Origin of the sequence: Xanthomonas dyei (assembly GCF_002939865.1) — a bacterium.
In the GTDB taxonomy this organism is placed as follows: Bacteria; Pseudomonadota; Gammaproteobacteria; order Xanthomonadales; family Xanthomonadaceae; genus Xanthomonas; species Xanthomonas dyei.
The window spans coordinates 34,296-47,121 of sequence record NZ_MDEE01000021.1; the positions used below are offsets into that span (position 1 = coordinate 34,296).

The window sequence follows — 12,826 nt, forward strand, 5'->3', positions numbered from 1 at the left end:
TTCACGGACGCTCCCCAAGCATATGGGGATGTCTGCACTCTCCCCCCTGGCGGTCGACCGCCAGCAACAGCAGCTGACGCTGCTGCAACGCTACGCGCAGACCCGCGCGTTGAGCGACCGCCTTGCCGCACCCCTGAGCGCGGAAGACGCGATGGTGCAGAGCATGCCCGATGCCAGCCCCAGCAAATGGCATCTGGCGCACACCACCTGGTTTTTCGAACGCTTCGTGTTGCAGGCCGACCCTGCGTACCGCGTCTTCGACCCGGCGTGGGACTTCTTGTTCAATAGTTACTATCAAAGTGTGGGCCCGATGCATGCGCGCACACGTCGCGGGGTGTTGTCCCGGCCATCGCTGCAGCAGGTGCGCGACTATCGCGCGGCCGTCGACACCCATATGCAGCAGCGCCTGCACGATGGCGCGCTCGACGCGCAGGCCTGCACCATCGTGCAACTGGGCATCCAGCACGAGCAGCAGCACCAGGAGTTGTTGCTGACCGACATCAAGCACGCGCTGTGGAGTAATCCGCTGCAGCCGGCCTACCGTGATGCGCCCGCCCCCGAAGCTGCATTGCCGAGTGCACTGCGGTGGCATGCGCGCGATGAACAGATTGCGCAGATCGGTGCAGCCGCATGGCCGCAGTGCGACACGTTTGCCTACGACAACGAGTCGCCGCGTCACCGCGTGCTGATCGGGGCGCATGCCTTGGCCAACCGTGTCGTCACCAATGCCGAGTTCCAGGAGTTCATCGACGCCGGCGGTTACCGCAGCGCCGGTGCCTGGCTGAGCGATGGCTGGACGATGGTGCAGGCGCAGGGTTGGCAGCATCCGCTGTACTGGGATGCAGATGGACGCGAATTCACCCTGGATGGCTGGCGCTCGCGCGATGCGCACGCGCCGGTCTGTCACCTGAGCCTGTTCGAAGCCGATGCGTTCGCCCGCTGGGCTGGTGCGCGTCTGCCCACCGAAGCCGAGTGGGAACAGGCGGCCGCCGGGGTGCCGGTGCAGGGCAATTTTGTCGATACCGACGCACTGCATCCGCGCGCCGCGCAGGCCGTGGATACCGGCATGCAGCAGCTATTTGGCGATGTCTGGGAATGGACCGGCAGCGCCTATCTGCCGTATCCCGGTTTTGCGCCGTGGCCCGGTTCGTTGGGCGAATACAACGGCAAATTCATGAATGCGCAATGGGTGCTGCGCGGTGGCAGCTGCGCCACGCCGGCTAGTCACATCCGCGCCAGTTACCGCAACTTTTTCCCCTCCGATGCGCGTTGGCAGTTTGCCGGCGTGCGCCTTGCCAAGGATCTGCCTTGAACGCCGCCGCCCATGCCATGCAACGCGCCCATGCCGCGCTGACCGATCTGCGTCCGCAGCCGGACGACATCACCGCCGATGCACTGGCCGGCCTGTCGCAAACACCCAAGACCCTGCCGTCCAAATACTTCTACGATGCCCGTGGCTCGCAGCTGTTCGAAGCCATCACCCGGCAGCCGGAGTACTACCTCACCGGCACAGAATTGACGTTGCTGGAAGCCAGCATGTCCTCGATCGCGCAGGCGATTGGCCCCGACGTGCATGTGGTCGAGTACGGCAGCGGCAGTGGCCGCAAGACCGAGCTGCTGCTGCAAGGCCTACGCGATGTGGTGGCGTACACGCCGCTGGAAATTTCGCGCACCGCATTGCTGGAAAGCACAGCGCGGTTGACCCAGCAATTTCCGCAGATCCAGATGCTACCGGTCTGTACCGACTTCACCAAGCCGTTGCGCCTGCCCGATGGGCAGCGTCCTTCGCGTCGCCACGTGGTGTTTTTCCCCGGTTCCACGCTAGGCAACTTCACCGACACCGCCGCCATCGCCTTGATGGATGCGATGCGCCAGACCATGGGCAGCGATGGCTGCGCGTTGATCGGTATCGATCTGGACAAGGACGCCGGCCTGATCGAAGCCGCCTACAACGATGTGGCCGGCGTCACTGCCGAGTTCACCTTGAACCTGTTGGCGCGGCTCAATCGCGAGATCGGCAGCGATTTCGATCTGGACGGCTTCCGTCACCACGCGGTGTATGCGCGCGAACGCGGCCGCATCGAAACCTTTTTGATCAGTCAGCGCGACCAACGCGTGCACGTGGGCGGAAAGGAATTCGCCTTTGCCGAAGACGAAGCCATGCAGGTCGAATATAGCTACAAATACACCGATGCGCGTTTTGCCGAACTGGCCGCCGCCGCCGGGCTCAAGGTCACGCACGGCTGGAACGATGCGAAGGATTGGTTCGGGCTGCGCTTGCTGCGCCCGGTGTAAGCGAACCGGATGGACACCATGGCCGAGTGCGGCCTGGCGATACGGTTCCAACCAACGATCAGTTCGATTGCAACAGGGTGCGCATGCGTTGGCACGACGCGGCGATGGCATCCACCAGCGCATCCAGGACCGGATGCGCGAGGCCTTCCTGTCGAAGCACGACGGCAAGATCACGCGCCTGATCGGGCAGGTCGCTTGCGGCCATCTCCATCCAGGCGAGGCAGGTCATGGCGTCCAGGCGCAGCGTTTCGGCCAATTGCCGCCAGTCGCCTGGACCAATGTCCCACCAGCGATAGTGGCTGCCGACTTTCATTGCCATCTTGATTTTGCGCTGTTGCAGTTGCGGATGCGGCAGGGCGCTGGAGATGTCGTACAACGGTGCCAGCCGTACCTGCCGGTGTTGGCCGAGCAGCAGCGAATAGTTCTTTGCGTGCGCATCGGTGCCGCCGATCAGGTGATTGAAGACCAACGCCTGGAACAGGGTTTCGACGTCCTGCCGCGCCCGTGAGGAGTGCGTCCACAACAGCTGCGACAACGCAGCCGGTCCCGGGCCACCCTGGTTCTGGTATTTGATCTGCGGCATCACCCCCAGCGCTTGGCAGACGTCTTCCTGGTGTATGCGCAGCAGCCTGCCGTCGCTGCCGATGCGGTCGTAACGTTCGACGCAAATGGCGGTTTCATCGCCGAAGCGCATCGCCTGGGCGGATGCGGTCGGCAGGCCGATGCTGCGCGCCAGGCGCAGGCAGAACAGCTCGTTCTCGACGAACCCGTCGTATTCCCCGCTCGGTGGTTTGAGGATATGCGTGGTCGGGATGCGTCCGGCCGGGATGGCCCACTGCTGCCCGTCGTGCAGCAACGCGATCTTGGCCTGCGCGCCGGCCAGGCTGAATTGACCGACGTCATCGACCTGGCGTGCTGCACCCACATCCTGGCGCAGCCTGCGCAAGCGTGCTTCCAGTTCGCCATCGGTGAGCGGTTCGATGGCGTCGCTGGCGCCGGACAGCACATCCTCAAGTCGGGCTTCGGTGACGAACTGCACTGCACCAGCGCAATCCTCGCCGACGTGCGACAACAGGGCGAGCGGGTTGCGCGGAGAGACCTGGAACCTGGAGGCCCAGCGTTGCAGTGTGGCTTCGTTGTCTGGCAGCAGGCCCCACAGCACTGCGTCGACCGCCTCTGTGCGGTGATCCTCCTTGCTAAGCGGAAGATTCAACGACAGCGGTATCGCACTATTCGAATGCTGCCAGTCCGGCGTGTAGGTAAATCGTGGAAGCCCATGCGGGTCGGACGCAAGATGACCGATCACCTGGTGTTCGATCAGTGCGAGCAGTCTCACGGATCGCCCTTCTTTTTAGAAGATGCCGATATGACGTTGGAAATTTTCGCTGCCTTGCCAACCTTCGAACGATCACGTGCGGAGACCTGGTTCTGCAAGACTTCATTCACTCCATGTTTTTCATTCGGTGCATCGATCAGCGAGGGATATTTATTCAGTGCTGCAGCTAATGCTGCCTGCGCCGGAGACTGTTTTAGAGCATCCAATGCCGGAAATGGTCTGTGCAAGCCAGCGTTTTTCAGCCTATCGAGCGACGAGAATTGAGTCTGGATAGTGTTGTTGAACGCATTGAGAACGTTGGTTCCCAATGGCGGATTGGACCGGTTATGTTCAACGATCGCATCGAGATTGATCGGCGTCACGGTGCCGCGATCGGGCACGCTCGCCTGCGGAACCTGAGCAACGCCTGGGCCCAGCATCAACTCCAGTCCCAACGCCTGCAGCGCTCTCAGGATCAATTGCAGTTCCGCACGCGGCTTGCCTTTCTCGATATCGACGACCCATTGCCGGCTCACACCGATGTCGTTGGCCAGGCGAGCCTGATCCCAGCCCAGGCGCTTGCGCCTGGCGCGGATGATGTTACCGATATCGGAAGGTGTGCGGACAGTATCCATGGCTGCAATGTAAGCGATCGGCGACATTGGCGCAATGTCGCCGATCGCTTACATTCGAAAGGCCAATCGCGCCGAACCACCCAATGTCTCCAATAAAATGTCGTCGAGCGATGACATGAAAAAAATGTCATCGTTCGGCGACATCAGGCGGCCTGCACCACATGCAGCACCTTGGGATTGCGCCACTGCGCCAGCAAGGTCGCTTCGCGCGCCTTGGCCTCACGCAGATGCGCCTCCTTGACGTGCCCATAGCCGCGGATGTGTTCGGGGATGCTGGCGATCTGCGCGGCCAGGCCCACGTTGTCGGCATCCAGACGCTCCAGCAGCCCGTCCACGGTGGCGAGATAATCGACAATCAGCTGCCGCTCGCTGCGGCGCTCTGCGGTGTAGCCGAACACATCGAGCTTGCCGCCGCGCAGGAATTTCAGCCGTGCCAGCAGCTTGAAAGCGCTGAACATCCACGGCCCGTATTCGCGCTTGATCGCATGGCCGTGTGCATCCTTCTTGGCCAGCAGCGGTGGTGCCAGGTGGAAGCGGACCGTGTAGTCGCCTTCGAACTGCTGCTGCAGCCGGCGCTGGAAATCGCCACGCGTGTATAACCGCGCAACTTCATATTCGTCCTTGTAGGCCATCAGCTTGAAGGCGTAGCGCGCCACCGCTTCGATCAACGCCGTGCTGCCGGGGACGCGTTGGGCCTCGTGTCCACGCACGCGTTCCACCAGCGCGCGATAGCGCTGCGCGTAGGCAGCGTCCTGGTAGTCGGTGAGAAACGCGATGCGGCGGGTAATCGCTTCGTCCAGCGACTGCGCCAGCTGCTCATCGTCGAGTGGATGCACCGGTGCATCCACATCGCCATGCAGTGTGCTGCCATCGGTTTGCGCCAACGCACGCGGTGCGTTTTGTCCGCTGAGAGTGTGGTCTTCCCAGCTACCGGGCGCACGTGCGGCGGGTGTGTCACCGTGTCGATGTGCAGACGCGTCAGCGTTGGCCAGACCTGCAGCGCGTTGCACCGCCGGCAGATCCACCGCCGCCAGCCGGCCCCAGGCGAAGGCCTGCTGATTCATCGCCACCGCTGCGCCATTGAGTTCGATCGCGCGCATCAATGCCGCATGCGACAACGGCACCAGTCCGTGCTGCCAGGCATAACCCAGCACGAACAGATTGCTGGCGATCGCATCGCCCAGCAATGCAGTGGCCAGTTGCGTGGCATCCAGCAATAACGGCTCCTGTCCGCCAAGCGCGGTACGCACGCCGGCAATGATCTCGTCAGCCGGGAACTGCAGATCCGGCTGCGTGGTGAAGCTGCCCGGCATCGCCTCATAGGTGTTGAGCACCACCTGGGTGCGGCCATCGCGTACCTTGGACAGCGCCCAATAATCGTTGACCACCACCATGTCGCAGCCCACCACCAGGTCGGCTTCGCCGGCGGCAATGCGCACCGCATGGATATCGCCGGGCGTGCGCGCGATGCGGATATGCGTGGTGACCGCGCCACCTTTTTGCGCCAGGCCGGTCTGGTCCAGCACCGTGGCGCCCTTGCCTTCAAGGTGCCCGGCCATGCCCAGCAGCGCACCGATGGTCACCACGCCAGTGCCGCCGACGCCGGTGATCAGGATGTTCCAGGGCTGCTCCAACGTGGTGCGCTGCGGCGGTGCGGGCAGGTTATCCAGCAATGCGCTGGCATCGCGTTGTTTGCCCTTGCGCGGCGCACCGCCATGCACGGTGACAAAGCTCGGGCAGAACCCGGAGACGCAGGAATAATCCTTGTTGCAATTGGATTGATCGATCTGCCGCTTGCGCCCGAATTCGGTTTCCTTCGGCAGCACCGACACGCAAAAACTTTTCTCGCCGCAATCGCCGCAGCCTTCGCAGACCAGCGAATTGATCATGACGCGCTTGGGCGGGTCGACCAGCTTGCCGCGTTTGCGGCGCCGACGCTTTTCGGTGGCGCAAGTCTGATCGAAGATCAGGATCGACACCCCCTTGACCGTGCGCAGGTGCTGTTGCACTGCATCCAGCTCGCCACGATCATGAAATGCCACATCGGCGGGAAACAGATCGCGCCGCCGCGTCCACTTGCCGATGTCGTCGCTGACGATCGCAATCTCGTGGATACCTTCGGCGCGTAGCTGATGGGCGATGTCCGGCACGGTGAGCGTGCCGTCCACCGGCTGGCCGCCGGTCATGGCCACCGCATCGTTGTAGAGAATCTTGTAGGTGATGTTGACGCCGGTGGCGACCGATTGGCGAATCGCCAACGAGCCGCTGTGGAAATACGTGCCATCGCCCAGGTTCTGGAACACGTGCGGGGTGTCGGTAAACGGCGCCTGCCCCGACCACGTCACGCCTTCGCCGCCCATGTGGGTGAAGGTGTCGGTGGAGCGGTTCATCCAGGTCACCATGTAATGGCACCCGATGCCGCCCAGCGCGCGCGAGCCTTCCGGCACCACCGTGGAGGTGTTGTGCGGGCAGCCCGAGCAGTAATGCGGCACGCGCGGGAACTGCGCGCGCGGCAAGGCCATTTCCGCTTCCTTGGTCTCCATCCAGCGCAACCGCTGCTCGATCGAATCGGCAGTGAAAAAGCGCTGGATGCGCTTGCCGATCACCGCGGCGATCGTGGCCGGGGTCAGCTCGCCGGTCGACGGCAAAATCCATGCGCCGTGTTCGTCGTACTTGCCGACGATGCTCGGCCGCGCGCCGGCGTTGGCCGGCCAGTTATAGAACAGTTCCTTCATCTGGCGCTCGATGAAGGCCTTCTTTTCTTCCACCACCACAATGTCGTCGAGCCCCTGCGCGAACGCGCTGATGCCCACCGGTTCCAGCGGCCAGGTCATGCCGACCTTGTACACGCGGATACCGATCTGCGCGCAGGCCTGCGCATCCAGGCCCAGGTACTCCAGGGCCTGCAATACGTCCAGATAGCTCTTGCCGGTGGTGACGATGCCCAGCCGCGCGCGCGGCGAATCCAGCACGATCCGGTCGATCTGGTTTGCCCGTGCGAATGCCTGCGCCGCCGCCACCGCATAGCGATGCAGGCGCATTTCCTGATCCACCGGCGGGTCCGGCCAACGGATGCTCAAACCGCCCGGCGGCAGCGCGAAATCCTCCGGCAGCACGATGCTGCGCGCGAACGGGTCCACCTGCACCGACGCGGACGATTCCACGGTCTCGGCGATGGTCTTGAAGCCGATCCAGCGCCCGGTGTAGCGGCTCATCGCCCAGCCCAGCAGGCCCATGTCCAGGATGTCCTGCACCCCGGCCGGGTTGAGGATGGGCATCATCGCGCTGACGAATTCGTCTTCCGACCCATGCGGCAGCGTCGAGCTGCGGCAGGCATGGTCGTCGGCGGCCAGCGCCAGCACGCCGCCAAACGGTGAGGTGCCGGCGGCATTGGCGTGTTTGAACACGTCGCCGCTGCGGTCCACGCCCGGGCCCTTGCCGTACCACATGCCGTATACGCCCTGCACCTTGGCGCCGGGGAACAGGTTGGTCTGCTGGGTGCCCCACACCATGGTGGCGGCCAGGTCCTCGTTGAGGCCCGGGGTGAAGGTCACCCTGGCGGCATCAAGATGCTTGCGCGCGCGCCACAGTTCCAGATCCAGCCCGCCCAAGGGGCTGCCGCGGTAGCCGCTGATGAAGCCGGCGGTGTCCAGGCCGGCCGCGTCGTCGCGCAGGCGTTGCAGCAACGGCAGCCGCACCAGGGCCTGCACGCCGGACAGATAGATGCGCCCATCGGTGCGCGTGTATTTGTGGTCCAGTGTGTAGTCCGCATCCACCCGGCCGAGCTCCGGCGTGTTGGCAGAGTCGGGAGAAGAGAGTGCAGCGGTACTGGTCATGGCGTGCCCGGAAAGGGTGGCTGGGACCCGGTGCGTGTCATTTGAAACCAATGACGCGCCCGACGGATTCCAAAACGGCGGTGCAAAGTGTAACAGTCAGCCTTCACGCGCCCGTTCGCATGCGGATGCGCAGCCGTCGCGCTGCGGGTAGGATGGGGACGGGAAGGGTCGTTTGCTGTTTCAGGGGAAAATACAGTGAAAAGGAAATACGCATGGGCCGCCTTGGTCCTGCTCGGAGGCGTGTGGTCGCTGGCGCAGGCGCAGAGCCTGCCCAAGCCCAAGGAGTTCTATTTCGACGAAGACCGCAGCACCACCAAGGCGGTGGTCGCTGTGCCGGGGCAGGGCGATGCCGTGGTCGACCGTCTGGCCGCGATGGTGCAGCGTGACGCACGCGCTGCCGAACCGCGCGCCCAGCTGGCATCGCTTGCGTATGCCGGCGGACGCACGCAACTGGGCGATGAGCTGTACCAGGGCGCATTGGCACTGGTCTCCAATGGCAGCCAGCAATATCGGGCCATCAGCTGGAACTACGGCTGGGACCTGCTGCGCGCCGACAAGCCCGACAAGGCGTTGCAGCAGTGGGCCAACCTGGCCAATGGTCGCCCGGCCACGCCGGAATGGTTGCCCACCACCGCCGCCTTGACGTTGTGGCGGGCAGGTCGCAAGCAGGAGGCTACCGAGTGGTATGCCGCCGCGGTGCGCACCTGGCCCGATCGTTGGGGCAGCACTGCCAATTACGCCAGCCTGCTGCCGGATTGGCGCGAGGCTGAGCGCACCAGCCTGGCCGAGGTCTTTGCGGCATGGCAGGCCAACCCGCCAGCGTTTCCGTAAGCGGTACGCCGCGCTGCAGGGATTGCCTGCAGCGCATGCCGTGCAGTGGTCTGCAGGTTTGCTGCAGGGTCCTGCCCGCCGACCATCGCGGGACACGCTGCAAGGACGTCCATACCAGCTCTTGCACGGCATTCACGGCGCGTCAGGTCCCGCGAAGGTGAGCGAGCAAGGACAGTCGCGATGGTCGTTGCGCACAGGGTTCAATCACGCAGCCGGCAACCTGTCTGCTGCGGTGTCCTCGCCGATTGCAGGACCGTTGGCGGCATGGATACCGCCATCGAGCCCCCAGGGACGGGGTCACGGCGTGTCCTGCGAGCGGCGAGGGCACCGCGCCCTCCACAGACTGGCTTCGGAATAGGCAAACGAGGGAAGTCTCGCTGCGCACCGATGGCGCGCCCTCTTCGTGCAGGGATCCAATGGAGCGCGCGACCGCTTGTTCCGGCTCGATCTGTTGCGCCGTAAAGTGCTTGGCCATCGGGCCGACGCGTTCTTCGCGCGAGCGCGACGCCAAGCCAGCCTTCCTCCAATGCCTGGGCCCGGCGCTGTGCGATCCTGTGCATCGCTCTCCAACAGACACGATCAGCCATGGCGGTGGATGCATTTGCGTTGATCCTGGCGATGCTGGGGCTTGGCCTGGTATTCGCGCGGCTCAAGGTGCTGCCCGACAACAGCGCCGATGTGCTCAATCGCATCGTGTTGTACATCTGCCTGCCTGCCTCGGTGCTGACCTACGTGCCGCGCCTGCATCTGGACGCCTCGCTGGGCGGGGTGATCGCCACGCCATGGCTGCTGACCGCCATCATCGTGCCGCTGCTGTGGGGCTGCAGCCACGTGTTGCGCTTCGGCCGTGCCGAGTACGCCGCGCTGCTGATGTGCGTGGTGTTCACCAACTCCAGCTTCATCGGGTTTCCGATGGTGCGCGCGCTGCTGGGCGACCAGGCCCTGCCGTACGCGGTGGTGTACGACCAGTTCGGCACCTTCGTGCTGTTGTCCACCTTCGGCCTGTACGTGCTGGCGCGCTACAGCGGCGATACGCCGCCCACCGCAAAAATCATACTGACCCGTGTCCTCAAGTTCCCGCCGCTGTGGGCGCTGCTGTTTGCGCTGACGTTGATGCCCGCGCAGCCGCCGGCCTGGATCGGCGCAGGCCTCAAGAGCCTGGCCGATGCGATGTTGCCGCTGGTGATGCTGGCGGTGGGCTTTTCGCTGCAGTTGCGTCTGCCCGCCGACGAACTCAAGCCGCTGGCGGTGGGGCTGATCTTCAAGCTGGCGGTGATGCCGATCCTGGCGCTGCCGCTGTCCTGGGCGCTCGGCCTGCGCGGGCTGATGCTGCAGACCACCGTGCTCGAATCGGCCATGCCCACCATGATCACCGCCGCCGCGCTGGCGATCTCGCATCGGCTGGCCCCCAGGCTGGCGGCCGCCATGGTCGGCTACAGCATCCTGCTCTCGCTGCTGACCTTGCCCGCCTGGTCCTGGTTGCTGGCGCGCCTGGTGGCTTGATACGCCCGCAGCGGCATGAAATGCTGGCCTGCGGCATGGTGCCGCGCTCACACGGAAGACAAGCACATGCAGGGATATCGTCAGATCGCAGTTGCGCTGCTGTGCCTTGGCACCAGCCTGTCGGCCTCTGCGGCAACAGCGCCTGCCACACCCGATCCCGCCAATGCACCCGAGGTGCAGCAGTGGGCACAGCAAGTTGGCCAGGCCATGCAGGCGCGGCTGCAGACCCTGGCCGCCAGCGAACAGCCGCGTCAGCGTTATGTTGCAGGCCTGCTGCGGCTCAGCGATGACGCGCAGACTGATACGCAGGCCGCCGCCACCGGCGATGCGCCAGCCCAGCGGGCAGTGCTGCAAGGCGCGCTGGATGCACGGCCCCGCGATCTGCTGGTCGCGCGTGTAGAGGCCAACGACTGCCCGGCGGAGCTGCGTTGCGACCCGGCCGGCGCAGTGGTTTTTCTGGAACAGGCCGATGCCGGCAACGCCGATGCGCCGTTGCGGGCCTTCAGCGCCGCGCAGCGACGCGGCGATCGGCTCGCCGCCGAATCCGCCTGGCAGGCCGCCGCACGCGCGGACCATTTCGACAGCGGCGCGGTTGCGCTGGGGCAGGCCTTGCACGCGGCCTATGCCGGGATGCAATGGCCACACCTGCAATCGTCGCAGCTGCGCGCGCAATTGCAGGCACAAGGTCTGCCGTCCACTGGTGCGGAGATGGCGATGGGCTACGTGATGGGCGCCTGGGCGGCGCACGCACTTCCGTCGCTGGTTGAGGTCACGCGCCGATGCACCCCGCCCATCGCCGCACCTGCATTGCGCGATGAGTGCATGGTCATCCTCGGCAACCTGGGCAACGACGACGCAATGCTGGTAACGGCGTTGATCGGCTCCGAGCGCATGGCAGCGCTGAGCACCGGCCGCGATGCTGCGTATTGGCACGCGCGGGTACGCGAGTTGCGGTGGTTGCAGCAGCATCAACATCGCCGCACGCCCAGTGTTGCCACTGCCACTGCCACTGCTGAGGTTGAGATCACTTTGACGCAAGGTGAAATCCCCGCATTGCGCGCGTCCTTGCAACGCAGCGGCGTTACCGCCTTGCCACCGGCGGGCTGGCATCCCGTCGCCGCAATTCGCTGAGACACAAGGTGCGCAGCAAATGTGCGCGGCTGAACCGTGCGCGTTTGCTGCACTGCGATGACGAACGCACGCATCGCGTTTAACGCGTTTCGACTACTCCCTCACCTTGCCGCGGTGTACGCTGCCGGCTTGCTCCCGGAAGCGAGGCGTGCATGAAGACAGTCCTGGTGGCCGCTTCCAAAGGCGGCGTCGGCAAGACCACGATCGCCACCAATCTGGCCGCATACGCGGCCTTGCAAGGCCAGCGCACCGTGCTGGCAGATGCCGATCCGCAGGGCTCGTCCACACGCTGGGCGCAGCGACGCGCCAGCCTCGACAGTGCGGTACTGCCGATCGACGCCACCAAGCGCCGCAACTGGCAGGCGGCAGTCCCCGATGGCACCGACCAGCTGATCATCGACGCGCCGGCCGGTGCGATGGCCGACGACCTGAGCGGCTTTCTGGACCACGTCGACGCCATCGTGGTGCCGGTGCTGTCCTCGGCCCTGGACATCGAAGCGGTGGTGGGCTTTCTCAACACGCTGGCCAAGGTGCCGCGCGTGCATCAGCGCAAGCTCCCGGTCGGCCTGGTGCTCAACCGCGCCCGCCCCTGGACCCAGACCGCCCAGCAGGCCGCCGAGATGATCGGGACCTGGCCTTATCCGCTGGTGACCCAATTGCGCGACACCCAGGCCTACGTGGTCATGGCCGGGCTGGGGCGCAGCTTGTTCGATTACCGCTCGGCGCAGGTGCGCGACCATCAACAGGACTGGGAGCCGCTGTTGAAGTGGCTCAAGAAGTCCTAGAACCGGAAAGTTCTTATGCGCGAATTGATCTTGTTGCGACACGCCCATGCCGAGCCGGCCGATACCGGCCAGGCCGACTTCGACCGCCCGCTGTCCCCGCACGGCATCGCCGAGGCGGAATCTGCCGGGCGTTGGTTGCGCGAACAGCGGCTGGTCCCCGACCGGGTGCTGTGCTCGCCGGCGCGGCGTTCCCGCGAGACCCTGGAGGCAGTGCTCGAGCTCACTGGCTATATCGAACAACGCCTGGACGAACGCATCTACGAAGCGACCCCGGGCACCCTGGCCAGCCTGGTGGACGAACATCGCGAGGCCGAGCGCCTGCTGCTGGTCGGTCACAACCCGGGCCTGGAGCGGTTGGCTGCGCTGATGCATAGCGGGCAGACCGGCGACTACCGCGGTATGCCTACCGCCTCGATCGCCCTGCTGGCGCTGCCGCTGGACGCTAGCATCGAGCCAGGGATCGCCCGCCTGACCGCCTTCTGGTGGCCTTGATCC

General features: G+C 64.9%; 10 protein-coding genes. 7 read left to right on the forward strand and 3 right to left on the reverse strand.

What is annotated here, in order from left to right; translation table 11 throughout:
• Positions 1-22 precede the first annotated feature (22 nt).
• Complete coding sequence (gene egtB, locus XdyCFBP7245_RS14315) at positions 23-1,312, forward strand: ergothioneine biosynthesis protein EgtB (protein ID WP_104616246.1); 1,290 nt, start codon at positions 23-25, stop codon at positions 1,310-1,312.
• Positions 1,309-2,295: an L-histidine N(alpha)-methyltransferase gene (gene egtD / locus XdyCFBP7245_RS14320; RefSeq protein ID WP_104616247.1), complete on the forward strand. Its 987-nt coding sequence runs from the start codon at positions 1,309-1,311 to the stop codon at positions 2,293-2,295. Before egtB ends, egtD begins: the two co-directional genes overlap by 4 nt.
• Before the next feature lie 58 nt (positions 2,296-2,353).
• On the opposite strand, the gene XdyCFBP7245_RS14325 is transcribed toward egtD, so the two are convergent.
• The 3 genes from XdyCFBP7245_RS14325 to XdyCFBP7245_RS14335 all read right to left on the reverse strand — a co-directional run bounded on the left by XdyCFBP7245_RS14325 (position 2,354) and on the right by XdyCFBP7245_RS14335 (position 8,081).
• Positions 2,354-3,631, reverse strand: coding sequence for a type II toxin-antitoxin system HipA family toxin (locus XdyCFBP7245_RS14325; RefSeq protein WP_104616248.1), 1,278 nt, complete (start codon positions 3,629-3,631; stop codon positions 2,354-2,356).
• Positions 3,628-4,245, reverse strand: coding sequence for a helix-turn-helix transcriptional regulator (locus XdyCFBP7245_RS14330; protein WP_104616288.1), 618 nt, complete (start codon positions 4,243-4,245; stop codon positions 3,628-3,630). Before XdyCFBP7245_RS14330 ends, XdyCFBP7245_RS14325 begins: the two co-directional genes overlap by 4 nt.
• Before the next feature lie 143 nt (positions 4,246-4,388).
• Complete coding sequence (locus tag XdyCFBP7245_RS14335; protein ID WP_104616249.1) at positions 4,389-8,081, reverse strand: indolepyruvate ferredoxin oxidoreductase family protein; 3,693 nt, start codon at positions 8,079-8,081, stop codon at positions 4,389-4,391.
• A gap of 195 nt (positions 8,082-8,276) precedes the next feature.
• Here XdyCFBP7245_RS14335 and XdyCFBP7245_RS14340 point away from each other — a divergent pair, with 195 nt between their 5' ends.
• The 5 genes from XdyCFBP7245_RS14340 (at position 8,277) to XdyCFBP7245_RS14365 (ending at position 12,823) form a co-directional block, all read left to right on the forward strand.
• A complete protein-coding gene (locus XdyCFBP7245_RS14340) occupies positions 8,277-8,912 on the forward strand; it encodes a tetratricopeptide repeat protein (protein ID WP_104616250.1) in 636 nt (211 codons plus the stop codon).
• Between the two features lie 585 nt (positions 8,913-9,497).
• The gene (locus XdyCFBP7245_RS14350; protein ID WP_104616252.1) at positions 9,498-10,415 is read left to right on the forward strand and encodes an AEC family transporter; all 918 of its coding nucleotides are present in this window, start codon (positions 9,498-9,500) and stop codon (positions 10,413-10,415) included.
• A gap of 66 nt (positions 10,416-10,481) precedes the next feature.
• The gene (locus tag XdyCFBP7245_RS14355; RefSeq protein ID WP_104616253.1) at positions 10,482-11,546 is read left to right on the forward strand and encodes a hypothetical protein; all 1,065 of its coding nucleotides are present in this window, start codon (positions 10,482-10,484) and stop codon (positions 11,544-11,546) included.
• A 152-nt stretch (positions 11,547-11,698) separates the two neighbouring features.
• On the forward strand, positions 11,699-12,331 hold the full coding sequence (locus XdyCFBP7245_RS14360) for a ParA family protein (protein ID WP_104616254.1): 633 nt from the start codon (positions 11,699-11,701) through the stop codon (positions 12,329-12,331).
• A 15-nt stretch (positions 12,332-12,346) separates the two neighbouring features.
• A complete protein-coding gene (locus XdyCFBP7245_RS14365; protein ID WP_104616255.1) occupies positions 12,347-12,823 on the forward strand; it encodes a SixA phosphatase family protein in 477 nt (158 codons plus the stop codon).
• The last annotated feature ends 3 nt before the right edge of the window (positions 12,824-12,826 follow it).